The organism is Providencia sp. PROV252 (assembly GCF_033676005.1).
GTDB lineage: Bacteria > Pseudomonadota > Gammaproteobacteria > Enterobacterales > Enterobacteriaceae > Providencia > Providencia vermicola.
In genome coordinates, this window is record NZ_CP096295.1 from 79,003 (window position 1) to 102,579 (window position 23,577).

Here is a 23,577-nt window from a genome sequence, read left to right on the forward strand (position 1 = left end):
CGGGTGTTTGGCTCGCGACTCTGATTGGGCTGATTATCTTCATATTCCTCTCATCGCTTTATCGCTATTTCGGGGTATTGGTGATGACTACCTGCATTGCCTGTGCAGGGATCGCCTTTTTCGTCCTCAATTCGTAGCGCTTTCCCTCCGCTCGTATTGAAAAAACGCCTTTTCTCCTGAATTATGGAGCTCTTTATACGGGCCATTCACATGCCGTGGGGGTGTGAGATTGTGCTGATAATCTGCGCCTAAAGCGGTATAGGGCGCATCCAACGAGGGTATCCGATGAAATCTAAAATCCTGGCGCTGGTGGGGGCGCTAATCATTTTAACCGGCAGCGCATTTGCTGCGCCACAGTTTGACCCAAACACGGTCTACGCCGGGAAGGCTGGGCAGGCAACCAAAGAATCAGTGCAGCAAGCCGAGCCTGGTGAAAAGGGCAGTATTACGGTTCTGCGGCTGAACAGCTACGCGCACCTGGGTGAGTTTAACATTCCAGAAGGCACGCCAAAAGCAAGCGTAGAGCGATTCAACAATAAGGTCTATGTACTGTCCGAAAAGCCAGACAAGCGCCTGGCTGGATTGTGGATCGGCCGTGACGCTAATGGCAGAGAAGGTCTTTGCGGTTACATCAACAACAGCATGCGCATTCAAAAATGTTATTTTATTTTTTATAGAGAAAAGTGACATCACGCCCCTCTTGGGGCGGTTTATGAATAGAAAAACAGTTACTTATATCAAATACTGTCTTTTAACGTTCTGGCTTTTTGATGTAGCTCGTTAAATGATTTGTCTTCATTCAAAAGATAGATCACAATATTTCTTAAATATTTCACTTTAACATATTCGGAGTAATCATATAATGACTTAATAAAAACACAATCCTTCATTGTTGTTTTATATTTCAATTCATTTTTTTCTATAACCAAATTAGATCCACAAAAATAATATGATAAAAAACCATGAAACAATAAATTAAAGTTACTGAAAGAATCAGGCTTATTAACGGAGGAAGTAAATTCACGAAATGTATTCTCTTGTCTTTTGATAATCTTTTTGTATTCTTCCTTTTCATTAACTTCGCTCTCTGGCAAAGAAAGCATTAATTTATTAAAATAAGTAGCCCCTGTACAAGTTTCTTTATTTACCATATTCACTAGCTTATCTTTTATTAGTTGAATATCAGGGGCGCAGAATTCAGTTATAGCTTTTTGAAAAGTTTCAGCAATATCCTGGTTCTTATAAACTTTAATTTCATTTCTTAATTCGAATGGATGTGCAAATGAGCCGTCACGCAAATTTTGAAATTCACGTATTGATTTTATGCGTTTTATAAATTCAAAAATCTTCAACTCACTCTCTTCTTTAGAAATTCTTGTTTTCTCGTCTTTGACTACTTTTGTATATTTTATATGTGTTTCTGCTAATTTTTGAAATTGGATAATCAACAAACCAACGAAAGGCTCTAGCTTCATTCTTGAAACACCCTTTGGGTTAGATGATGGGCTTTTAATTCCGCCATCATTGTCAAGTAGCGCTAGGCTAGCATAAATCGAAGATATGTTAATTATGGTGTGATAAATAGAAGTTAAAGATAGGTAATAATTTAATCTGTTTTCATATTTACTAAACTCCATCAATAAGTCATTGCCTTTGTTAGACATCCTTAACAGCTCAGTTATTTGAGAAAACTTAGAGTTTGAATAATTCGCAATCATTAACTCTAATATTTCTTGTTCATCAATATTTTGCATCACTAAAATTCACCTTATTGAATTGACATGCATAATTTCACCTTAATTTGCAACAGCGCCACCATTTTTTTTATGTACTCCTCCTTGACATGCTTAATAAAGATATTTTTATTTATAAATGAACTTGAGAGGCTTTATGCTCAAAGATGCAATCCAATTCTCTTACCATTCGGTAACGTTACATCGATAGAAAGTTCACCGCCTAAAGCTTTAATGTAGCGCTTCAGAGTTGAAAGCTTCGGATCGTTATCAACATTTTCAAGCTTAGCAATAGAAGGTTGCGAAACGCCCAGTGATTGAGCTAGCTCAGTTTGAGAAAGTTTCAGTTCCTCACGAATTTTAGCTAGTGTGATTTCACGCCGGATTTCTTCTGCTCGGTCTTCAATTTTTGCCAGCGTTTCGGGGGATTGTTTTGCAAGTAGTTCATTTAAAGTGGACATGTTATTTCTCCTGCTCTAATAAGTGCGCTGCATATTCCGCATCGGCCATCTTGATTAATTTCTTGTAGAAACGGGTTTCATCTTTTCCTTTCTTATCACCGGCACATAACACAATGCCACGACGAATTGGGTCAAATGCGAAACACGCTCTAATCGGATGACCACCAACCTGAATTCGCAGTTCCTTCATGTTGGGAAACTGTGAGCCCTTCAGGGTGTCAACTTGAGGGCGTCCAAGATTGGGGCCATCCTCACGTAAAATCATTAACACTGCCAACACTTCAATCTGAGTTTCCTCATTTTGCTCTTCGAACCAAGAATCAAAGAGATCTCTCGTTAATATTTCCCACATAAATATATATAACCTCCGAGTTATAATGAATGATATAACCTGGAAGGTATATTGTCAATTTAATTAATGTCCGATATGTTATAATATTTCGGACACTTGAAATTAATAATAAAATAGTGTCTATTAAGTCGATTATTTTAATTAATAGACACTATATGTCCGATAATGAATTAGGAGACACATTTTGCGTCTTTTTGGTTACGCTAGGGTATCCACCAGCCAACAATCGCTTGACATTCAGAAAAAAGCGTTAATTGATGCTGGGGTTGCAAAGCACCGTTTATTTACCGATAAAGAATCGGGAAGCCATATTAATCGCGAAGGATTACAGTTACTCAAAGTTAAAGTTGAGATGGGTGATATTATCCTAGTGAAAAAGTTAGACCGGCTCGGCCGAGACACCGCAGACATGATCCAACTAATAAAAGAATTTGACTCAATGGGTGTCGCTGTTCGATTTTTGGATGATGGCATAAGCACGGAAGGTTCAATGGGAAAGATGGTGGTCACCATTTTATCAGCAGTTGCTGAAGCGGAAAGACAACGAATCCTTGAACGAACAAACGAGGGGCGGCAAGAAGCATTACTCAAAGGTGTTAAATTTGGACGCAAACGGTCGGTTGACCGTGAACGAGTTTTAGAACTGAAGGCAAGCGGGTTAGGCGGTACTGTCATTGCCAAAGAAATGCAGATTGCGCGTTCAACCGTTTACAAAATTATCAATGAGAAAAGGAGTGGGATAACATAGAGAAATAGATAGCTAAATGACACAAAATAATTTTCCCCACATGAAAACATGTTATAAATGTGTAATATATGGGATTTGATTCTTATCCAATGGGTATTCAATTATCACTAATTACTTTGGAGGTTGTTTTATGGCGTTTCCCCCAAGAGCTGTTCGTCTTAATTTGTTTTTCGAAAAACTTCTAGCTCACCCCCCTGTTGCTGATCGTAAAGAGGCGCTCTCTCTGCTGGTTCGTATAATGGCAGAGGTTGAAGATTTTTATGGTCTTCCTAAAAATGATTTCACTACTCGCATGGGGGTTTTTCGTCCACAAGAAAACAATCCAAATGATTGGAAAGATCTTGATTCCGACCCTTGTTATTGGGATGACTCTCTAACAAAAACTCATCGTACTATAGTGTATAACAACGGCAGAATCATTATTAAAAATATAAAGAGTAATCCAGCTGTTGTGGTGCTAGATAAATCCGGGGCATAGAACGCTTTATATGAATATTTAGTACAGGCCAATATTTAAAATTGATTTGTGATTTGCCGTAGCATCGAGCACAAGTCAGTGCTAGTACAATTTAGATTCTACAAAGAATCTTTTGAATTGCCCCTTAAGTTTTTAATATCCAAGCTAGCGACGTCGTAAAACGAGACGCAATAAAAGGCGCTCGTTTTGTCCTGCTTTTCTCTTCGTCAACTTCCCAACCGATCGTACCATCCTCTCAATTCCGTACAATATTTCAACTATCCGTAGGAGTTGGTCTGATGGCACGCAGGAAGGTTTTATCGAATATCGTTGACCGCCTGGGTAAACAGTATTTGCCCGAGGTGGATGCAGTCAAAATCGCACTTGAGCTTGAGGCAAAACACTTGTACTTACGTGCTGCTAAGCAGTGGGGCGTTGCGATGCAGGAAAACCCCAGTCATGCCGAGTACATCGCGGCTCAACGTTTTCGCTGCATAGAACTATCCAACGCCTACCATGCCAGGCGGATCGAACTTAGCAACATTCACAACGACATTACGTCAATCCATCAGAAAGTCGAAGCGGCGTATGTACGCCTCTGTGTGAAAAGCAACTCTTGCCTGTAACAGATCTGATTTATTTCGTCACCGGGATCACTGCCCGTAAAATTTTTTTATCGCCCAAGGGCGCAACTAACACAACCAGAGAGGTTCTATGTCCACTTTACTAAAAGACTTCGTACTCATGGCGCTGCCGCACCGTGAATGGTCCTGCGAGGCCATTCATTTTCGCGTCAAGCTGTGCCCTGAGCCGGGGAAGTTGGGAAATAAAAATCACACTTACTTCATCCTGGAAGACCTATATGGATTTGACACCAATGAAACGTCGTTTGTCGTGTTCACAAAAATCCTTTTGCAGCGGTTCCCGCACCTGCCACCCAATCGTGTTCACATCCTTATCCATTGCCGAGACATGTCAAAATCTCTGGGCACCAAGGTGTTGCGGTACGATTTAATGCGCGACGAAGATCGCCAAGTCAAGTTGGATAAAAAGCCGGAAGACGTATCGGAGAAGTCGGGCTACGTCTCGATGTGTACCTTCTAACTTTCAACGTTGTATCGGAGGACCTACCTTGGCCGCACCTTATCATCGTTCTGTAGGCTCACCACTATTGATGGGCGCAAAAACCATTCAATTCGGGTCGCATAAAAAAGTGTTTTTCCCTGATTACGATCAGGCATTGATTGTTGCCACCAGCATGACGGCTGAACACCGGTTCCCGATGTGGATTTACAAGGCGCTGCACAATCACCATGCCGGATATTTAATCGCGGGTCACGGGTCGCATACACTGGAAAAACCAGATTCGGCATTACAGTCGAAGCAAATTGACCAGATGCAGTACCGAGATAAATTACCGACACTTTTGGAAAGCAATGCTGTTCGGCCAAGTGCGGTGTCGCGTATTGCCATCCGAAATAACGAGTTTTTGCAGTGCCATGCACGAGTCTCTGAAGCAGACATTATCACCTGGAGCATGATGCAGGCAGATCCGGCGCTGATTTTCAACGTCAACCCAACGAGCAGTCCCGCTGAGGCAAAAAAAATCAGCAATCGCATTAAAGCAATGCTGCAAAATGCCTTGTACTGTCAAACAGCTGTCCGCTGGCTTAACAATTATAACTTCGTGGTAGCAATGCGTTGGGCGGATGATGACGGGTTGAGCCCAAGGCATAAAGTCGAAAATGGCTGGTGGATCCTGAGTGCGCAAGAGCAGGGCTCGCACGGGGTTTCGCCCAAATGTGAAGATGTACAGAAAAAAGCAAACGACCGTTAACCGAAGAGGACAACATGAAAACTGAACAAATTGACATCAAATTGTACCTACAACGTCAAAGCTCCTGTGGGTTGTTGAAGTTCACACGTCTGATGGACTGCATCCTCACACCACCGCTTATCTCCTTCCTTATCATGGCGTTGCTGTTTTCTATCGCTCACCTGATCATCATGCCGAAAATTGTGGATGAGCTCTTATTCATCCCGTTGTGCTTCTTTACCGGGGGCTGTGTCTGCTTGCTGGCCTTTGTGCATTTGTACTATTCGTGTGTGTTTCCACGCCTGTGCCCGCTGCTGGAAGTAAGTGAAATCGAGGCGCTTTGTTCCAAAACGTTCAGCGTATACCAAGAAATGGGGTGTTCAGAGTCAATACAAAAGTCGGGTATTGATTACCTCGACACTCTGATCAGGGAAGGGATCCCAATGAATTATCGCCACCGGCGAAAAATTAACGCATTGGTCGAGGCGGATGAACGTGATTCCAAGCTGAACGCCTTGAGCCAGACATTCGAATCTGCCATTGAAAAAACAAAACGGTCGTATAGCCGCCCCTAAATATCGTAACGCTCAGACCGTCTAACACGAACGGTTTGAGCGCTCAAAGAGAGCATGATGAATATGGATAAGACAGACATTCAACTGTACCTGCAACGGCAGAGTAATAGCCGTATGCTGAAGGTCACTGTGTTTATTGAAAATATCCTCTTGTCGGCTGTGCTGACGCCAATGTTATTTTTTGTGGTCTTGTATGGCTTTACTTATTTATGTACCCATCTGGTCGGTTTCGGTGACTCAGAATTTCACCGTGTAATGGATCTGGCGGGGTACTACGCGCTGGGTTGTGGTAGCATCCTGGTCTTAACTCGTCTGTTCTTCTATGGGGCTTTGCCTAAGTTCAAGGCTCTGTTAACAGTCAGTGAAATTGAATTGCTTTATACGGTGTCTAAGGATGCCTACGACAAATTGGGCTATGGGCCAGAGGACGAGCGTCCCGCCATTGACTATCTCAATGCAGTTGTCATGTCCGGCGTGCCGATGAGCGCGGTGCATACCCGAGCCGTGGATGCCATGCTTTTCCGGGCAAAAAAAGAAAAAGACAATCACGATGCTCGCCTTAAGATGGAAAAAAATATTAATTCGCTGACTGACAGTATTGCAAAAACGGGTCTGACTCAGGATACACCTTCGTTAGAACACCCAGACCACTAACATTGCGAAAAAGGTGCTAACGTAGTCAGTGTGCTTTTAAAGACTTCGCATTTGACTAACGTCTTAACTCAGCCCCAGGGCAACTGTGTCATGAATATCAGTGAGATTTCGGGTAAAATAGCGCTGTAAACAAAAGAGAAATATAGGCAATACTTGACGTTATGAACCAAACAAAGACGACCTTAAACCAAATGAGCGCGCACCTTGCCTGGTGTGCGCTTACCGCATTGGGTATTGCCAAAAGAGATGGCCGTGCTAACGGAAATATACAAGAGCACCTTTTTCTCTTCGAATGGTTGAAGCAGGCAATGCGTCAAAAGCGTTTTCACAAGGACGTTGCCCCTGACTTGCGCTGGCTTATCAGCCAAGGTGAGAATCACCCCACCAATGCCAAGCTGAAGGAAAAGCTTCAATACTTGTACGACAGCGGGACTGGCAAGCTGACCACTCAAAACGACTTGTATCGGCTGACAACGATCTTGGGTACCCTGTCTCAAATGGGCTGGCCGTACTCACTGTTAACGGAAGTGGAATGGCTGAAGATGGACGCGGCACGATTAAATGCAAATACGGACTACCTACGGATCAGAAAAGCCTCATTAGACTCCGGTTTCAATAACGACGGCACACAAACCGACCCAGTCGAAGTGGTGTTAACAGGGAGGGTGGACAAAGTGGAGTCGCTGCTGGCTTCTTGCTGTTGGGGCCTATCCAATACGGAATTGGCGCAAAAGCCGTTTTATCACCTGCTCGCGTTACCGGATTAGCGCTAAGCGCTGCACCATTTTCACAAAAGAGAGCCTCAATAAAAGGCTCTTTTTTTGTCTTAAAACCCCCTCATTCTGCTGCCCTTTTAATTTCGTCAGTCAGTGCCTCAGGGTTAACCTGTCAGTAATACAAGCACAGGGGGCACTATGTCCAAATTTAGAGGCAGTATTACACCCGGCACCGAGTACAACGAGTCCCTTTCGCATTTCCTTGAACAGGAAGCGAGAGCGGGTCATATCTCGTTAGAGGGCATGCGCCGCGTTACCATGAAGCGTAATTTGGCCGGAACAACTGCACTGATCACGGGAATGACGATGGTGAGCGCTGGGGCCAGTTTTATAGCGATGGGTGGTGTAATGCCATTGTTGACACTGATAGGCGCAGCTTCCGCTGTGATGGTCTCAATGATCGCATTAGCGCGTTATCCTGGTGGACTGTTTTACCAAATCTCCGCGATTGAAACCCCGTTTACGCATGCAGCTTTGCTTCGGTTCGCGGCCAGTGGTGCGCCAGAAGACGTCATTCGTGAACTCATTGTACTGCTGAACAAGCAAGAACACGTCTCTTATGCACAAGTTCATGATGTGACTTGGTTCTGTAGTCGCCAGGCCAGTGGAATTGCAGAAAGCCACCTTTTCCATGACCGTTACACACTGATCCGGAATCGACTGGCTTTGGAAAGCCGGAGGGCAGGCTGATGCGGAGCTTGTTTATTCTTCCGTTTGCTGAGCTTCAACACATTGCGGCATGCGCACTGCGTTACCCGCTCATCTCTCGACGTAGTCTTTTGTGCTGCCTTAGCGTGATGTGCGTTTTCTGCCTTTGCTGGTTCTCTCTGGCCGGGTTTGAGGAAACCTCGTTGACACAGTCAACGCTATTGGGTGTCGGCTATATTTGTGGGGCTACATCCGCTATCGGTTGGGGCTTGAAAACCTCTGAAATGTCACACAATGCTCTGCGTATTGGCTTCGGTGTTTTCGCGATCATTGTTCTCTTGCTGAACATTGCGGATAACGGGTTTATTCGTGCCGTACACCTGCTTGCGGAAGGGCAATTATATTCACAGACCAACCGAGCTTCAGTGATGATGGCGCTGCGGGATATGTTACTGATTAACGCCGCTGCCAGTCTTAGCCCGTATGTCTTTTGGATCGGGTTGATGTGGATTGAGTTTCGCAACTTCCGCCATAATGCAACCTTTCGGACACATGCGCTATTGCGTATGGTCGCCAACTACAAGCTGGTGCTTTATCAGATTTTCATTGTGGCAGGGGCATCGTTGAGCCTGCTCCTATTGACCACCTGGACAGTGTTGCCGTTCATGCTTTCGCCGCTTATGACTGTCTGGGTTGCGCTATTTGTCTTCTTATCCATCTATCGCATTGAAAACGGATCCCCTCCAGAGTTTATCTTGCACGGCATTGCCACTGTAGGGCAGGTGCGCCGATGAAACTACCCTCGTCATTCTGCGCGCGCCTGCGTGTTTTCATTCAACTCGGTAAAGCGATCTGCACGAAAGGAGTGCTGAATATCATGTTTGACTCTCAATCATTTTCACCAATGGCGGATGACGCCAACCACAATCCAATTCCTACTGCGAACGTTTGTTGGCATCCCGTGGGCACCAAGGGGGAAGGGTTACCAAGCACTCCCGGCGTGTATCGCTTCCGTGTCCCGATGGAATCCAAGCCGGAGGAAACAGTTGAATTTCTGGCGCAGTTACGCTGGCGTAAACACGGTGTGCATCACGTCTTGATGCCAACCTTTGAATACGTACTGGACGATGAATTCATCACCTTGCCAGAAGGCACCCACTGGCGTCATCGCATGCCGGGTGATCCGGAAATGTTAGGTGCTACACAATTCCCGATCGCGCCAGAAATGGCAGACGGTGCAGCGGCATGCCCGTTCTGCCACCAACACCCCGTCATTGCCGGTGAAAAAATCAAAGAAGATGACGGCGATCGGTATTACACCCACATCCCCTACAAATTTAACCGATTCTGGTTCACCTGCTGCGAGTGGATAGGCAAAGCCCCGCGCCCAAGCATATCTGCACTGAAGCACGACTGGAGCCAACGTTAAGATGAAATACGCCAACCAGTATCTGGAGAAGAGCGTGCGTCCTCACTGGGCTAACGCCACTTTCACACAAAAAGTCTATCTGACGCTCTTCATGTTGTGGTTCAAAATCATGATGGCGCGAAATGGTGCGAAGCAGCAATATCGAAAACGTGGGTTACTGTCTGTTGCACTCTGGGCCAGTGCCGTCGGGTTTGTTGTGCGGGTCATCACCACTGATGTAGACAGCTGGCATTCACTGGCCGCGTTGTTCCTGTCGTGCATGATGTTATGCCTGATTGCGTTTGCAACACTTTGGACGCTATTCACAGCATTTATTCTACTGTTCAATTACACGTTAAGCTGGTGGGCTGGCTGGGTATATCCCACCAGCCATACCGAAGCTTTCATAACTATAGCGCAGGTGGAAGACGAGAACGCTCGTGCCGCTGCGCAGGCATATATCATGGCGTTTAGCCATCGCACAGTCACCCAGGTCACTATCGCGTTATCAATGATGTTTGCGGCAGATCAGGAGGTCAATGCCCAATGAGTCACTATGCTGACCACATGATTAAACACAACCGACGTTTCGGTACGCATGATGGTGTGGAATGTAGCTTTACCACTTACCTGCCTCACCAGCCTGAGTTCGCTTCGCCTGACAGCAACGATATGACGGAAGCTGAAATTGCCGCGTGCGTTGAAGCCTGGATGAAGTGGCTGCATTGGGAGGTCTATCCCGAAGTACATTTAAAACACCACGGAAAGCGTCCTGATTTTGTTGCCACGAAAGGTCCTTTTGTACAGGTCATTGAGTGCAAAAAAGCGATCGGTTTGCCGGTACTGGAACAAGCTATGGCCTGGTTCTATCCATATCGCAATAACAAGGTAGGCCTTCCCCATCTCATCTATGTGGCCTGTAAGAAGTCGTCTGCCCGCCGAGACTTTCCATTGTTACTCATGCGTCAGTGGGGTATCGGTTTGCTGGAAGTTGAGAAGTCGCCTTCACGAAAACTGCGTTATGACGGAGTCACCGAAAAGATCAGTGAAGCCCATTACTCTCTCAGGGTTCAGCTTGAACCTCGCATGGTTCCTGGCTCTCGTCATCAAGGGAAAATCTTGCGGGCTCAGCTTCACGACGATATGCGGATCGCCGTTGCGGGCACCACAGGCACGGGACAATTTATGACCGACTGGAAACGCACCATGATCCGTATTGAAACGTTGATGGGGGATGGTAAACAAAGGCATGTTGCTGAGATTGTTGACTGGTTAAACGTCAACGGTGGCTATCACTGGGCGAGCCGGAGTAGTGCGGTCAGCGGCATAAACACGTCATTGATGCGCCAAGGCTACGAATGTGAAGCCTATGGTTTTGAAGGTCGCGGCCATCGGTGGAAATTCGTTGAAGGAGTAACCCAAAAGGTCCTGAAAACTTCGTCACCCGAATGACTCGTGATTAACTCTCTACATACGAACTAACACTATCGTTGAGGTATCTCATGACATTTTGGCTGCTCAGTATTATCACACTACTGGTGCAACTCAGTTGGATTGCCATTTCTCCAGACAGCTATCATTCCTGGGCTTATATCCCTTGGATTGCTGCTGATTTGGGCATTGTCGCCTGGTACTTTTTTCGTCCCCATTCTGCGGACGTTTAATGCTGAGCGTCCTGCGTAATTTTTGTATCCTTCATCCGACCACCTGAGAGGTTGCTCATTTGCTAACGTTCATTGCTGCATTGCTGAGCATTACCTGCCTGACATTTTTGGGGCTGTCACTTATGCCTTATTTGTGCAGTCGGGCAGATGGCCTTGTCATGCGCAGGCGTGAAAAAGAGTGGTCATTTCTCTGTGGCTTAATTGCTCTGCTATCCGGCACCGGGGCCTACAAGTTGGCCGCTTACGTTTTTATGATCGGTTAGATGTTTTAAGGGGGTTACAGTGGTTTGGATTTGGGTGGGACTGGGCGCACTTTTTGGCATTATTGAGCTGTTCACATTGACTTTTTTTGGCCTATGGATGGCGCTGGCCGCGATAATTCCAGCAGCTATCACGCTGATTGCTCCTGATGTGAGTTTGCAGTGGCAGATTAGCATTTGGTGCATTGCAACGGTGTGTTGTGCGTTTTTCTGGGTGAAGTTCTCACGCAATAAGCCGAAGCGATACGTGGAAGAACCATTGATCGGCGAGGTCGGTCAATTGGCATTTGCGTTACCGGAAGGTGGGGAAAGTGTGATTTTGCTGACAAAGCCGGTTCAGGGTAACCAGCAATGGCCGTGTAAATCACAAGAGGTGCTGCCACGCGACGCTCGTGTCAGAATTGTGAGTGTTGGTAGTGGTGTTGTTTTAGTCGCCGCAGTGACTGCGGAATAACGTTGATTGGATAGGAAAAAAACATGATTGGACTTATCAGTCTTGCTGTTGTTGTTGTGTTTCTCGGTATCACGCTGTACCAGTGTGTGCGCATCGTGCCTCAGGCGGACCAATGGGTGGTCGAGCGCCTGGGTAAATACCATACGACGTTAAATCCCGGACTGAACATCCTGATCCCGTTTTTGGATAACATCGCCTACCGTATGTCGGCGAAAGATCAGATGATCGAAGTGAAAGGCATTGAAGCCATCACAAAAGATAACGCCATGACGCAGGTTAATGCGATTTGTTTCATTCGCGTCGCAGATCCGAAAAAAGCTGCCTACGGGGTTGATAACTTCAACACCGCCGTGCGTAATCTGGTCATGACCACGATCCGCAACGCCGTTGGTGGGATGGAGCTCGATGAGACGCTGACCAACCGTGACGAACTGGCCGCACGTTTACGTCAGAGTATGGACGTGCAGATGGTTGATTGGGGCCTAAGCCTGCGTACTGTGGATATTCAGGATATTACACCTTCCGACTCAATGCTGAAGTCAATGGAAAAGCAAGCTGCTGCGGTTCGTGAACGCAAAGCGACCGAAGAGCTCGCGGCCGGTAATAAAAATGCTGCCATTATGGAGGCGCAAGGCAAGAAGGAAGCCATGATCCTGGATGCAGAGGCGAAGCAGCAATCGGCTGTTCGCGAAGCTACTGCGCTGGAAACGCTGGCTAATGGGCAATTCAAAGCTTCGTCGAAATTGGCTGAAGCACTCACGATTGAGGGGGGGCGCGAAGCAATGAGTTTCCAGTTAGCGAACAACTATATTGAGACTCTCTCTGTGCTGGCAACCAGCCCTAACGCGAAAGTGGTGGCTATGCCCGCTGATTTGGCGCAAAGCGTTGGTGGTCTCATCAATGCAGGTTCCCTGATGTCTGTCGGTTCTGCTGTGTCCAAATAACCTCAATCGGCCATCACTTTGGTGGCCTTATCAGAAACGAAAGCCCGAGTCTGGTTCTCAAAATCTGTAAAACGAAACACAGACTCTGGCTCTGAAAATGGCGTAACCACATGAATAAATTAATCATTTTACCTCTGGCTTTTTTTCTGGCAGGATGTTCAACCACGTTTGGGTTATCACTGGATGAACGCTACCAATCTGCCTATGAAGAGGTGGTTACGGATCCCAGTTCTGACAACATGACTCGATATATGCAGCTGAGCAAAGAGGTCGCCGAGCGTGACATGCGAAAAGCAACTGCGGCCGCTGAATCTGCAACGCGTGAAAGCGATAAAGGCTTCACTGAATATTTCAAACAATATGGAAGCGAAAGCTTCAAGCGACAAAAAAGATAAGGACTCCCATGACTACACTAACTTCAAATGAATTCAACGCTGGCGCTCTGTGGGCTGCTTATATTTTGATGTCCACGACCCGCGACACCGCCAGTGCGGCTGAAATTTTAAGCCGCATCCCAAACCTTCATTATCTGGCAACACAAACCGCTGAGAAAGAACTCGTGTCGCTACGTGAGTTTGTCCTTAACGAATTGCCTCTGGGAACAGGGCACGGCTTTATCCGCATTGCTTACGGTGCCGAAGGTATCGGTAACGAAATCATTGATCTTCCGGCGAGCGGCGATGTCGATGAGCTGGTTGCAGCGCCTGGCGATACGCTACGATGGGTGGTGTACGGAGTCAGTGCTGACGGCGCTAAGCATGCGCTTATCTCTGCCATCGATATTCCTGATATTGCTCAAAAACATGCTGCGGAATTGGCATCACAACTCCTATAGCAATTGCGCCTCACCAGTGAATGCAATACAGTTAGCCAGCACCACTATTAAATATAAAAAAAGTGTTTTACCTCGTTAGACATAACGATCACCATGCCCGGCTTCCGGGCTTTTTTTATTTTCCTTTCCCTAAGAATGTTTCTGGAAAAGCACCCCATTTTGTCCCCCTTAAAGGTTTGTCATCTGACGCACATCCGTAAAATAAAGATGGTAATTCAGTCAACCATCAATACCAGAAGGATAGTCGTATGGCACAACGTGGTGTTAACAAAGTCATCATTGTCGGGAATCTCGGCCAAGATCCCGAACTCCGTGCAATGCAAAATGGTGGCTCTGTAGCCAATATTTCAATCGCAACATCTGAAACCTGGCGTGACAAGCAGACGGGTGAGCAACGAGAAAAAACAGAGTGGCATCGCGTTGTTTTCTTTGGAAAATTAGCCGATGTTGTTGGTGAGTACCTGCACAAAGGCTCGCAAATATATATCGAAGGACAACTTTCCACGCGTAAGTGGCAAGACCAAAGCGGCACGGATCGCTACACGACTGAGATCGTAGTCAATCCGGCTTCTGGTGGCACTATGCAAATGCTCGGTTCAGCCCCTGCCAGCGGGCAGCAACAGAACCAGCAAAACCCCCGCCAGGCAAATAATCAACCGAATAATGCACCTGGCGGCCAGCAAGGAGGATGGGGTGCTCCGCAACAAAATTCGCAACAGCACAGCCAAGGCGGTTGGGGTGCGCCAAATACCGACGACCCACCATTCTAACATCCACCATCGTTCCGTTATGCAGCCTTCCGGGCTGCATTACTGTTTCTATCTCTCGGAGTCTGACATGAACGAAATACAGGCATCACTGAATGCCATTCTCAACAACGGTAGTATCGGCCAGGCACTCAGTTACGCGGGGATTGCTGTGGCAGGCTTTGCTGTTGCGTCATTGCTGTTTCGTAGTGTGATGATGGTCATGCTGGGGGCGGTTGCTACATTCTATGTATTCTTCCTGAATACCCCTGAAGCGGCACTGGATAAGGCTACCGCAGCATCTTCCCAGCTGGTTACGCAAATGGCGCAGGCCAGTGAATGTGCGGCAGGCAAGATTGAGCATATCCGTAACATTGGTGTTGTGATCCGCAATGGTGACGTTTTAACCATTGCCGGAGATTGTGGATTGTTGCCGAGATAAGGTGTTTCGACAGCGGTTAAACCGGTGGTAGCATTCTTGTGTTACCACTTTTCACTCGCAGATATCACTGATTAAGAAATAAATTCTGCCGTAAATCAGAGAGGCTAAATTGAAAGCGTTCTTCAAAAAATTAATTTCATCGTTGTCTTGGGGAAACAAAAACAATAACACGATGGATGCCAAACAGCACCGCGATACCCTGTACCACATGCGACATGGCCGCGCGCCAGTGCATACGCATCCCGCTGATATGGAAAATCAGCATGATTGACCCAAAAACAACTAAAGCCCTGAATGAACTCGCGATGGGCGCTCAACACCATGAACATACCCTCCTGGCTGAAAATAGCCATTTAATGGAGGTTTTTATCTCGGATCCCCTGGAGAGAGGCTTTACCAAGTTCTTTTGGCGTCCCGAGTTTGGAAGCGACCGAACAAGAAGGGGAACGCTTCTTGGCTTGCGTGAGTGAGGCTTGGGCAACTCGGTATAACGCGAAAGCCCAAGAAACACTGTCAAAAAAAATCGCCGATAACAGTTCGACTGAGAATGACAACCTGTATCTGCTGACAATGTTCTATGCGCTACGCGGCCTGCTGGATAACCTGCTGCCGTTCATTGACTTACACAACTACCAACAATTTGAGCCAGAAGGCGCATTGGCACTTAACGAAATCGTTAATGGATTTGAGGCTGTCACCAATGGTGTTATCACCACTGAAAAGGTGAAGACTGACGTGTTTAGTGCTGGTGTTGAAAATGCCATCATGGCGCTGAATGAGCAAAAGCACATCCTTGCCAATAAAGGGCAAGATACCCGTGGCATTGAGCAATCCATAGGGATTATCAAAGCCTCACTACGTGGAGACAGATCGAATCCAATGCCAGGCCAACGTATCAATTAGCCCCTTGGGCGTAACAAGTGGAGAAATAACGTGAAAAACGGACAGTCTACGCACTCAATGACGACTAAAAAGCTACGCCGGAAGCTGTCCGGATACGGCCTTCGTGGTCAGTTTCTGAAACAACGGGTCCGCGATATCATCGCTGGGCCTCAATCTGGTAGTGGTGGTGATCGTGAATTTGCCTTCGGCTGGTCGCGTGACCAAATGGACAGACACATGCGGCGAGCGCTGATAGGGAAGGGCTACCGCGTGAAGTTTCAAGTCGATAATGCCGAGCGTGTAATTGATAAGCAAGCAGCTTTATTACCAGCTCGTCGTCGCAGTGTTATTTCCATTAGCCGTCGTTATTTAGGTTAGCCTTTGAACCGGCACGCCCTGTGCCGGTCTTCTTTTCCTCATTCGTCCTCGCACCCTTTGCGGATAGTCTCTGCCAATTCAATGCCAATCTCGCTTAATGTGTACGCGACTTTTAGTGAGCGTGGGTCACGGTACTTGAGCAACAGCCTTCGCTCCACCAACGTTCTACAAGATATGCGCAAATTGGGGCGTTCTACCTCACGGGAACGGCCTTTGTTAAGGATCGAGAAGATGGCTGTGAAAGGAATTGGATTGCTGTTACGCGCCCTAATTTTAAGCAATACGTACATTACGTCTTGTTGTAACGATGAGTTCCGGTGTTGCGTGGTGTTTTCCATGTTTACGCCTAATCATATACGATATGAATAAGCTATCTTTAGCCTGGCTCCATGTCATCGTTTTTAGTCCTCGTTTTGTTGGCCTTTTCGGGCGAGTGGAAATCATGTCCGTAGTAGGATCGAGCTACCCGTCTGGGTGAACATTAACAAGGTGAAAAAACATGTTTAAACGTATCCGTGGCGTACCATTTCTGGCCGGAGCCATTGCCGCATTGTGTATGACCAGTGCCTTTGCTGAAATTCCTACCAATGCGAGTGGGCGACCTGTTGCCGGAAAATCAATGGCAGAATTCCAATCCTACAAAGCCAGCTGCCCTGAGTGCTTACAGGTTGCTCAGGACATTATTAAAATGCGCACCCAGCATTGTCAGCAAGCTGGTGATGTGGATCAGACTATCTTGCAGGACCCGATTTATCCCTACCTCAACGGCATCCGCGTCATGCTTGCCAATCGTGGGGGGTACAACAGCCCCATGTACACATCCGCACGCCAGGTATTCGAAGCCAACGTTAACTGTGAAAACAGCAGCGACTGGGTTGAACGCAGTCAGAAAGTTATCGAAAACACCTTTAGTGGCCCCAAGTAACCCAGCCAGATCATCAACCCGCTAAACCAGCGGGTTTTCTACGCAAAAATTTCGTGAGCCATATCACCCACGTTATGCTATCTCAAATTATCCAGAAGGACACACCATGAAAGACCCATGCTTATTGAACCTGCGGCAGTTGTTCATACAGGATCTGCAATCGCGCTTAAACATCAACCACGCCACGGCCGCTGAGCTAGTAGCCGCAGGCTTTGTCGATGATGATGATGACTCTGAACGTATCGACCTCAACGTGGAATGGAATGCCTGGGTCCGCTGCCACCATGCTCGCCTGAAACAACCGGCATCGCAATTGCTGACACCCGAAACGCATTCCGCTATCGCTACGATGCGTGCGTTGGCTGACGAATTTCGCGAGCACTTCGAAGAGCATGGCGAACATCACCATGCCGTCATCGCCCTGTATGACCGGGCAGACAGTGATTTTGGCTATGAGAATGTCACGCACCTAATTGCGGCGCTGGATCGTCTGGTGGAGCACATCAACCAACCCGTCGATTTATCTTCTGACAGGGTCTATACCGCACAGGTCGCGGGGGCAGTTGCCGCCTATCGTCAAACCGTTATCGCCGCATTAGATGCGGTGGGTAAACCTTGGTCAGCATAATGCTCGCGTAGGTGAGTGAACTTTTTTCAACATCAGCAACCGGAGTAATTCATCATGAACATGAAGTCGATTTTGAACCAAACACTTGAGACGCTGAAAGAGAAAGGGGTCTGTGCTGACAATCTGCGAAAAGTCACGGCCCCCTCAGAGCTCATCACACAGCTGATCTCAACGCTGGCTAACCTGTCCGGTGATTACAAAGGCAGCTATTCCCCGGCTCCTGACTATCAAGGTTTGTTGCGCCAATTTAATGCCCTCCAGCAACTGAACGTCTCATTCGGCAAGCAACTGACTTTCTACCGTGAAAAAGCCAAGCAAGACAGAGACAATCCGGCTGAACTCAAGCGACTTCAAGATGAAGTTAACCCTGAGCGTGGGGCTAACGAGCAGTTGACAGCTGAAAATGAGCGCCTTCGTGCTGAACGACTGGAAGCGGATGCGGAAACGGAAAGACTCAAGGCGTTGGTGCTGACGCTGGGAGGGAACCCAGAGGCATGGGAAAGGAATGCACTATGACCGTTAATTCAGCGGCTGATCTGGCAATTACATTGAACGTCAGTGAAGCCGAAGCAACTCAGTTTGCACTCACTACTTGCCATCTTATGTTACAGCAGCCTGAATTACTGGCCGGGGATATTCTGCATTTTGCACAGCACGGAGCCTGGCTGGAGAATACAGATAAGCCCCTGCTCAAAGGTGAACCCGATACAGAAAGTGTGTTGATGGGGATGCGCGTTCTGATCTACAAATTGGGTAAGCACGAAGGTCCTAACGGTAAAGCCCGCCAGATGTACGACATGATGCGGCGGCTCGGATATTTTACTATGGCGGATTGTCTGCGTTAACAGAAGGCGATGGGGTCAAGTGACCCCATTTATTTTGTGAAGCCATAATACTTCACTTATCCTAAATAACTCGCTGTTTTGCTATTCGTCACCAGTTTGGGTCGAGGTAGTCTAATTATGACTACTTACTAAATTATAGGGATCCGACATGACCACAACTCTGAATCAGCAAGCGGCACCAAAGAAGCGTACCTTCAAAGATCTGCCAGGCTTCGACATCTCTGCAAATGACATGCTGCGTATCATCGATGCGCCTTGCATGATCATTAAGCGTGGTAACGTTCAGTTCAAAGTATTGGAAATGTTGACCCTGACCCTGGTAGGGGACAACCTGAGCGCGCTCGGTGTTGATTACAATACCGGGCAAGTGATCTCCCGTGGAGTGGTCCATAAAGCCAACGGTGATATGGTGGCCTCTGTACCTGCAACCCATATCAGCACCTTGTTCCGTAACATGAAAGGTGAAGAAACCGTGAATGTACGATGCGACCAAGACCGAAATCGCCTCATCATTCGTACCGGCAAAAATGCTTACAACATTCCTCTGTGTATGGACACAATCCCGGTTGTAGACGAGTCCGATTTGACAGCCAAGTACAGCATCACTTTCCCTGCCAATATGCTGCATCGAACCTTGCAACGTGTCATGCACTCTGCGGGTAAGAATGACGTTCGCCATTACATGAATGGGGTTTTCCTGAGTCTGGATAAAAATACCTTCAACGCCGTCGCGACCGATGGGCACCGAATGTCTGTAATGACTCAAGACGTACTGTTTACGAACGAACCACAAGAAGAGATCGTGACACCAGTAGCCCCTGCATCTCTGTCTGGGACTTCTTCTGGGGTCATCCTGCCGATCGAAGTATGTCCTATCCTCATGAAGTTGCTGGGTGCAAACCAAGGAAATTTCCGTATTGACTACAGCGAAAGTTACCTGACCTTTAACCTGGGTGATGTCACCTTGGTCTCCAATCTGATTAATGGCAGCTATCCCGATTGGCATCGTGTTGCAGGTGTTGTTAAGCACAATACAGAGAAGTTCAGCATAAATGCCTTGGTGCTCCGTGACGCATTAAGCCGTGCGCTGCCGCTCATCAATGCAGGCGCAGTCAGTAAGAATGCGAACAGTACAGGCGTATTCGTTTTCAAAAGTAATGCGCTGATGATTAAGTCCCCTAATCAAAACCTGATCGAGTGCAAGGAAGTGCTGGATATCGAAAAAGTGGCAGGGGAGCAGGAAGACAAAATTGAAATCGGCATCAACTGCGAATACCTGCTTCGCGCACTGAATAGCTTGATCTCACATTCAGACGAAGAAACAGAAATAACTGTTGCCCTGAAAGACACGGTAACAGGGTTGGAAATCGGCTTCGGCGATGACTGCTGCGACATCATCATGCCAGTCAGATTCTAACAAGTCGCACTAACTGTTTGTTTTGTTAACCAAAAGCAATCGCACGTCAATCGTGCAAAGCTGCTGGCATTTCCCACTGAAAAACAACGACAAATTGACCGCCTTTTCGAAGGGAATGGGAAACGTCAACGGTTATGATGAGAGCACTTTCTCCCGCATGGGTAACATTTATTTTTCAAAAGTTACCTCTTGCTCCACCAGCAATAAAGAAACTTGAGGATTTTACGTGGAACTGAAGCAATACCATGAAGAAGCCCTTCGCACCGAATCGGTGATCCCTAACATCAGCGGCGTGAGTGTGCCTCACCTGTATCTGTTGTTGTCAGCGGCTCACTCACTGGGTGAAATGCTGGACCAGTTTAAAAAAGGTATTTTTTACCGTAAACCGATTGACATTAATCGCTTTAAAAAAGGCCTGGCCGACCTGCAAGACCTGATCGGCACGCTTTCGCCGGAGTCCATTTCCGCTGATGAGCTGCATGACGACACCAACACCATGATGATGACTGGTTTTGACGGCAAAGCACACAATATCGGCCTCGGTTCCCTGGGTGCAATCGACTCGCGCATTCTGCATGCCTCTCTGGGTGTGTTTACTGAATCCGCAGAAATCTGCAAAGCGCTGGTGAACACGATTGAAGGACAGTCGCTGGACCTGGTTAACCTGTCTGAAGAGTTCGGCGACCTGAACTGGTATAGCCTGGGTGTTTTCCCATCGGCCTCCGGTATCCATTATGGCCGTATTCTGGAAACCAATATCGTCAAGCTGGCCGTCCGTTATCCAGAGAAGTTTGAAGCGTTCCTGGCACACGATGAGAACCGTAATCTCGTCGAAGAGCGCAAAGCGTTGGTAAACGGCATCAAGTAAGCCTTATCCATTCATGTGGGCAACGTGGGGTTGCCCGCTTTCTATGGTGAAATAATGAATACAGTTCTGAAGTGGGTTGGGGGTAAGCAAGGCGTCATGGCTCAGCTGAAGTTGGCGCTGCCAAAGGGTGCCCGTCTGATCGAACCTTTCTGTGGTTCGGGTGCAGTGATGATGAATACCGCGTATTCAAACTACGTACTGGCTGACATCAACGCCGACGTAATCAACACTTACGACACCATCCGCAACGCTGCTGAAAGCGTTATTGCTGCACTGTCTGAACTCTATGCTACGTGCCGTACTCGCGAACACTACGATGCGATCCGTAAAGAATTTAACGAACGTACAGCTGAGCCAGTCCGTATGGCCGCGATGTTCATCTACATGAACCGCCACGGGTATCGTGGTCTGTGCCGGTACAACAAGCGTAAAGGGGAGTTTAACGTACCCTGGGGCGATTACCGCAAACCCTATCTGCCAGAGAAAGAAATCCGCTACATGGCTGACCGCCTTGCAAATGTGGATCTGCTTTGCGCAGGCTATGAAGAAACGCTGAAACTGGCCGGTGAAGGTGACGTGGTCTACTGTGACCCGCCTTATGTCAATCCGGGCAAATTTACAGGTTATCACGCAAGCGGATTCTCTGAAGCCCAACAACGCGAGCTGGTGGGCATTTTGAATACTCTGCCGGAGAAAGGGGTGCATGTGGTGGCTTCCAGCCATGATGCCGAGAACATCCGCGAGATGTATGCCGGATTCGCAGTTAAAGGGTTTTCTGCCCCACGCAGTGTTTATAACGGAACGGGGGAAGGGAAAAAGGCGAATGAAATTATCGCTATCCGTCGGGCTGTATCTTCCGGCAAGACCTCAGCATGACCGTGCCGGTGTTTGAAATTCCACCGCTCAAGGATCCTCTAACTGAGCGATTCTGCGATGAAATTGCCATCATTCACCGGTATGACCCTGCTGAAGCTAGTCGCCAATACCTTGAATTTATCAAAGACAACAATGTGGTGTATTGGGTGCAATTGGCTATTCGTGACCGCATCCAGTACCTGTCAAAACAAAAATCAAAGGGCAAGCCCCTTCTGATTAAAAATCATAGTGAGGGAGCTATGCCTCTTTTTCGTCCCAAAAGTGTCGTGGTGTACCGCATCACCCGCCAGATTGACTTCAGTAACATCACAGAACAACTGAAACCCTTCATGTTTCAGCCGTGCGGCCCGCAGGATATGGCGCGCACTGGTTGGGTCAGCCCGCTGGGTGAAGAGTACGAAGAGCTTACTCACCAGGCGAATGGCCTCATTCTGCTGACTCAGCGTAACGAGAGCAAAATCATTCCTCCGGCCACGGTAAAAGAGCTCGTGCGCCAGCGTGTGACCAAGCTGGAAAAAGAGCAAAATCGTCGTCTGAAACGCACAGAAATTTCAGCGCTGAACGACCTGGTGCTAGGGGAATTGCTACCCAAAGCACTGAGTAAATACGCCAACATGAACATGTGGATTGATCCCAAATCCCGGCTGATCATAGTGGATACCACCAGCTTTAAACGCGCTGAAGACGCGGCAGCGCTCCTGCGTAAAACACTGGGCACTCTGCCTATCATACCTTTCACGTTAGAAACTCCGGTTGAGCTGAAGCTGACCGAGTGGGTTCGCTCTTCCGAGCTGCCTCCAGGCCTGGCGTTGTGCGATGAAGCGACCCTGGAAGCTATTCTGGAAGACGGTGGCGTTGTGACGACAAAACGACAAGATCTGGTTTGCGATGAGATTGCTAACCACATCGAAGCTGGCAAGTTGGTCACTAAGCTGGCGATGAGCTGGATGGAGCAACTTAATTTCGTCATCAACGACAGCTTTGTCATCTCAAGGCTGAACTTTGCTGACGCCCTCATTGAGCAAAACGATGATATTGATCGTGAAGATGAAGTGCAGAGGTTTGATGCAGACTTCGTTTTGTTTACCGGAGTCATTATGGAGCTCCTTGATCAGTTAATTGCTGCGTTCGGCGGGGAAGCTAAGTCCTCAACTGAAGCTGACGGGGGTGACAAAGAGGAAGGCGATGAAAGTGGTGAGGCGGCCGATAACAGCGAGCTGGATGACGACGAATAACGTGTAACCATACCGGGTATGAATTAGGTAATCGAAACCGAAGGTAACGTCTAATGCTTCGTTGGACTGAAGAACAGCAACGCGAATACGAACAGAGAATGGGCCGGAGCGCGAGTTCAAAATCGGTACCAAAGAAAGACGTGCAGCCTGTAACGCCCATCCAGCAAAGCCTTGAGTCTGCACCCGCAGAGTTGACAGCAAAGCTACGGACCCAAGCGCTGGGGCGGTTGCGAACGGGCACAATGAATAAAACAGAAGCACGCTACGCCGAACATCTGAAATGGCGTATGCATGCTGGTGAAGTCGCCTGGTTCAAGTTCGAATCAATCAAACTGCGCCTTGCCGACAAAACAACGTATACAGCGGACTTTTTCGTCATGCTGACCTCGGGTGATCTGGAGGTGCATGAAGTGAAAGGGCATTGGGAAGAGGACGCGAGAGTCAAGATAAAGCTTGCAGCAGAACACTATCCCTTCCGTTTTCTGGCCGTGAAATGGCTCAAAGATGAGGGAGGTTGGAATTTTGAAGACTGATCTCCGTGGTACAACAA

35 protein-coding genes are annotated in these 23,577 nt (G+C 47.5%); 32 read left to right on the forward strand and 3 right to left on the reverse strand.

Annotated elements, in window-relative coordinates; genetic code table 11:
- The first annotated feature begins 285 nt into the window (after positions 1 to 285).
- Complete coding sequence (locus tag M1F05_RS21605) at positions 286 to 687, forward strand: hypothetical protein (RefSeq protein ID WP_042847392.1); 402 nt, start codon at positions 286 to 288, stop codon at positions 685 to 687.
- 50 nt (positions 688 to 737) lie between these two features.
- On the opposite strand, the gene M1F05_RS21610 is transcribed toward M1F05_RS21605, so the two are convergent.
- The 3 genes from M1F05_RS21610 to M1F05_RS21620 all read right to left on the reverse strand — a co-directional run bounded on the left by M1F05_RS21610 (position 738) and on the right by M1F05_RS21620 (position 2,546).
- On the reverse strand, positions 738 to 1,754 hold the full coding sequence (locus M1F05_RS21610) for a hypothetical protein (RefSeq protein WP_042847391.1): 1,017 nt from the start codon (positions 1,752 to 1,754) through the stop codon (positions 738 to 740).
- Positions 1,755 to 1,894: 140 nt separating this feature from the next.
- Positions 1,895 to 2,194 (reverse strand): helix-turn-helix domain-containing protein, encoded by a 300-nt coding sequence (locus M1F05_RS21615; RefSeq protein WP_042847390.1) that lies wholly within the window; start codon positions 2,192 to 2,194, stop codon positions 1,895 to 1,897.
- Between the two features lies 1 nt (position 2,195).
- Positions 2,196 to 2,546, reverse strand: a complete 351-nt coding sequence (locus tag M1F05_RS21620) for a type II toxin-antitoxin system RelE/ParE family toxin (protein WP_042847389.1) — start codon at positions 2,544 to 2,546, stop codon at positions 2,196 to 2,198.
- A 184-nt stretch (positions 2,547 to 2,730) separates the two neighbouring features.
- Between M1F05_RS21620 and M1F05_RS21625 the strand changes: the two genes are divergently transcribed.
- The 31 genes from M1F05_RS21625 (at position 2,731) to M1F05_RS21775 (ending at position 23,560) form a co-directional block, all read left to right on the forward strand.
- Positions 2,731 to 3,294, forward strand: coding sequence for a recombinase family protein (locus M1F05_RS21625; protein WP_042847388.1), 564 nt, complete (start codon positions 2,731 to 2,733; stop codon positions 3,292 to 3,294).
- A 130-nt stretch (positions 3,295 to 3,424) separates the two neighbouring features.
- Positions 3,425 to 3,772 (forward strand): hypothetical protein, encoded by a 348-nt coding sequence (locus tag M1F05_RS21630; protein ID WP_042847387.1) that lies wholly within the window; start codon positions 3,425 to 3,427, stop codon positions 3,770 to 3,772.
- Positions 3,773 to 4,050: 278 nt separating this feature from the next.
- Positions 4,051 to 4,377, forward strand: a complete 327-nt coding sequence (locus tag M1F05_RS21635) for a PerC family transcriptional regulator (protein WP_042847386.1) — start codon at positions 4,051 to 4,053, stop codon at positions 4,375 to 4,377.
- 88 nt (positions 4,378 to 4,465) lie between these two features.
- A complete protein-coding gene (locus M1F05_RS21640) occupies positions 4,466 to 4,855 on the forward strand; it encodes a hypothetical protein (RefSeq protein ID WP_042847385.1) in 390 nt (129 codons plus the stop codon).
- A gap of 28 nt (positions 4,856 to 4,883) precedes the next feature.
- Positions 4,884 to 5,588: a hypothetical protein gene (locus M1F05_RS21645; protein ID WP_042847384.1), complete on the forward strand. Its 705-nt coding sequence runs from the start codon at positions 4,884 to 4,886 to the stop codon at positions 5,586 to 5,588.
- A 14-nt stretch (positions 5,589 to 5,602) separates the two neighbouring features.
- Positions 5,603 to 6,142 (forward strand): hypothetical protein, encoded by a 540-nt coding sequence (locus M1F05_RS21650; protein WP_042847383.1) that lies wholly within the window; start codon positions 5,603 to 5,605, stop codon positions 6,140 to 6,142.
- A gap of 63 nt (positions 6,143 to 6,205) precedes the next feature.
- The gene (locus M1F05_RS21655) at positions 6,206 to 6,796 is read left to right on the forward strand and encodes a hypothetical protein (protein ID WP_166268309.1); all 591 of its coding nucleotides are present in this window, start codon (positions 6,206 to 6,208) and stop codon (positions 6,794 to 6,796) included.
- Positions 6,797 to 6,957: 161 nt separating this feature from the next.
- Positions 6,958 to 7,563 (forward strand): DUF2913 family protein, encoded by a 606-nt coding sequence (locus M1F05_RS21660; protein ID WP_042847377.1) that lies wholly within the window; start codon positions 6,958 to 6,960, stop codon positions 7,561 to 7,563.
- A gap of 147 nt (positions 7,564 to 7,710) precedes the next feature.
- The gene (locus M1F05_RS21665; RefSeq protein WP_162762212.1) at positions 7,711 to 8,262 is read left to right on the forward strand and encodes a hypothetical protein; all 552 of its coding nucleotides are present in this window, start codon (positions 7,711 to 7,713) and stop codon (positions 8,260 to 8,262) included.
- Between the two features lie 161 nt (positions 8,263 to 8,423).
- Complete coding sequence (locus M1F05_RS21670; protein ID WP_042847373.1) at positions 8,424 to 9,014, forward strand: hypothetical protein; 591 nt, start codon at positions 8,424 to 8,426, stop codon at positions 9,012 to 9,014.
- Positions 9,011 to 9,649 (forward strand): hypothetical protein, encoded by a 639-nt coding sequence (locus tag M1F05_RS21675; protein WP_113767330.1) that lies wholly within the window; start codon positions 9,011 to 9,013, stop codon positions 9,647 to 9,649. The genes M1F05_RS21670 and M1F05_RS21675 overlap by 4 nt, the downstream gene beginning before the upstream one ends.
- A gap of 34 nt (positions 9,650 to 9,683) precedes the next feature.
- Complete coding sequence (locus M1F05_RS21680; protein ID WP_206086756.1) at positions 9,684 to 10,178, forward strand: hypothetical protein; 495 nt, start codon at positions 9,684 to 9,686, stop codon at positions 10,176 to 10,178.
- The gene (locus M1F05_RS21685) at positions 10,175 to 11,080 is read left to right on the forward strand and encodes a hypothetical protein (RefSeq protein WP_042847368.1); all 906 of its coding nucleotides are present in this window, start codon (positions 10,175 to 10,177) and stop codon (positions 11,078 to 11,080) included. The genes M1F05_RS21680 and M1F05_RS21685 overlap by 4 nt, the downstream gene beginning before the upstream one ends.
- 50 nt (positions 11,081 to 11,130) lie before the next feature.
- Positions 11,131 to 11,292 carry a hypothetical protein gene (locus M1F05_RS21690; protein ID WP_162762211.1) on the forward strand — a complete coding sequence of 54 codons (162 nt, stop codon included), beginning with the start codon at positions 11,131 to 11,133 and terminating at the stop codon, positions 11,290 to 11,292.
- Between the two features lie 282 nt (positions 11,293 to 11,574).
- Complete coding sequence (locus tag M1F05_RS21695; protein WP_042847366.1) at positions 11,575 to 12,006, forward strand: NfeD family protein; 432 nt, start codon at positions 11,575 to 11,577, stop codon at positions 12,004 to 12,006.
- Between the two features lie 23 nt (positions 12,007 to 12,029).
- Positions 12,030 to 12,950, forward strand: a complete 921-nt coding sequence (locus M1F05_RS21700) for an SPFH domain-containing protein (protein WP_042847363.1) — start codon at positions 12,030 to 12,032, stop codon at positions 12,948 to 12,950.
- A gap of 110 nt (positions 12,951 to 13,060) precedes the next feature.
- On the forward strand, positions 13,061 to 13,345 hold the full coding sequence (locus M1F05_RS21705) for a hypothetical protein (protein WP_042847360.1): 285 nt from the start codon (positions 13,061 to 13,063) through the stop codon (positions 13,343 to 13,345).
- Positions 13,346 to 13,353: 8 nt separating this feature from the next.
- The gene (locus tag M1F05_RS21710) at positions 13,354 to 13,785 is read left to right on the forward strand and encodes a hypothetical protein (protein ID WP_042847357.1); all 432 of its coding nucleotides are present in this window, start codon (positions 13,354 to 13,356) and stop codon (positions 13,783 to 13,785) included.
- A gap of 248 nt (positions 13,786 to 14,033) precedes the next feature.
- Positions 14,034 to 14,555, forward strand: a complete 522-nt coding sequence (gene ssb / locus M1F05_RS21715; protein WP_052219401.1) for a single-stranded DNA-binding protein — start codon at positions 14,034 to 14,036, stop codon at positions 14,553 to 14,555.
- A gap of 67 nt (positions 14,556 to 14,622) precedes the next feature.
- Entirely contained in the window at positions 14,623 to 14,973 is a 351-nt protein-coding gene (locus M1F05_RS21720; RefSeq protein WP_042847355.1) for a hypothetical protein, read from the forward strand.
- Positions 14,974 to 15,082: 109 nt separating this feature from the next.
- Complete coding sequence (locus M1F05_RS21725; RefSeq protein ID WP_161595381.1) at positions 15,083 to 15,244, forward strand: hypothetical protein; 162 nt, start codon at positions 15,083 to 15,085, stop codon at positions 15,242 to 15,244.
- Between the two features lie 149 nt (positions 15,245 to 15,393).
- Positions 15,394 to 15,876 (forward strand): hypothetical protein, encoded by a 483-nt coding sequence (locus M1F05_RS21730; protein WP_162762209.1) that lies wholly within the window; start codon positions 15,394 to 15,396, stop codon positions 15,874 to 15,876.
- An 856-nt stretch (positions 15,877 to 16,732) separates the two neighbouring features.
- Positions 16,733 to 17,158, forward strand: coding sequence for a hypothetical protein (locus M1F05_RS21735; protein ID WP_042847343.1), 426 nt, complete (start codon positions 16,733 to 16,735; stop codon positions 17,156 to 17,158).
- A 106-nt stretch (positions 17,159 to 17,264) separates the two neighbouring features.
- The gene (locus M1F05_RS21740; RefSeq protein WP_042847341.1) at positions 17,265 to 17,786 is read left to right on the forward strand and encodes a hypothetical protein; all 522 of its coding nucleotides are present in this window, start codon (positions 17,265 to 17,267) and stop codon (positions 17,784 to 17,786) included.
- 54 nt (positions 17,787 to 17,840) lie between these two features.
- On the forward strand, positions 17,841 to 18,302 hold the full coding sequence (locus M1F05_RS21745; RefSeq protein ID WP_237072354.1) for a hypothetical protein: 462 nt from the start codon (positions 17,841 to 17,843) through the stop codon (positions 18,300 to 18,302).
- Positions 18,299 to 18,631 (forward strand): hypothetical protein, encoded by a 333-nt coding sequence (locus M1F05_RS21750; protein WP_166267808.1) that lies wholly within the window; start codon positions 18,299 to 18,301, stop codon positions 18,629 to 18,631. The genes M1F05_RS21745 and M1F05_RS21750 overlap by 4 nt, the downstream gene beginning before the upstream one ends.
- A 148-nt stretch (positions 18,632 to 18,779) precedes the next feature.
- Positions 18,780 to 20,048 carry a DNA polymerase III subunit beta gene (locus M1F05_RS21755; RefSeq protein WP_226617165.1) on the forward strand — a complete coding sequence of 423 codons (1,269 nt, stop codon included), beginning with the start codon at positions 18,780 to 18,782 and terminating at the stop codon, positions 20,046 to 20,048.
- A 226-nt stretch (positions 20,049 to 20,274) separates the two neighbouring features.
- The gene (locus M1F05_RS21760; protein WP_052219399.1) at positions 20,275 to 20,916 is read left to right on the forward strand and encodes a nucleoside triphosphate pyrophosphohydrolase family protein; all 642 of its coding nucleotides are present in this window, start codon (positions 20,275 to 20,277) and stop codon (positions 20,914 to 20,916) included.
- Between the two features lie 54 nt (positions 20,917 to 20,970).
- Positions 20,971 to 21,792: a DNA adenine methylase gene (locus M1F05_RS21765; RefSeq protein WP_042847337.1), complete on the forward strand. Its 822-nt coding sequence runs from the start codon at positions 20,971 to 20,973 to the stop codon at positions 21,790 to 21,792.
- Between the two features lie 239 nt (positions 21,793 to 22,031).
- On the forward strand, positions 22,032 to 23,027 hold the full coding sequence (gene rdgC, locus M1F05_RS21770; RefSeq protein WP_042847513.1) for a recombination-associated protein RdgC: 996 nt from the start codon (positions 22,032 to 22,034) through the stop codon (positions 23,025 to 23,027).
- 242 nt (positions 23,028 to 23,269) lie between these two features.
- Entirely contained in the window at positions 23,270 to 23,560 is a 291-nt protein-coding gene (locus tag M1F05_RS21775; RefSeq protein ID WP_237072387.1) for a DUF1064 domain-containing protein, read from the forward strand.
- Positions 23,561 to 23,577 lie beyond the last annotated feature (17 nt).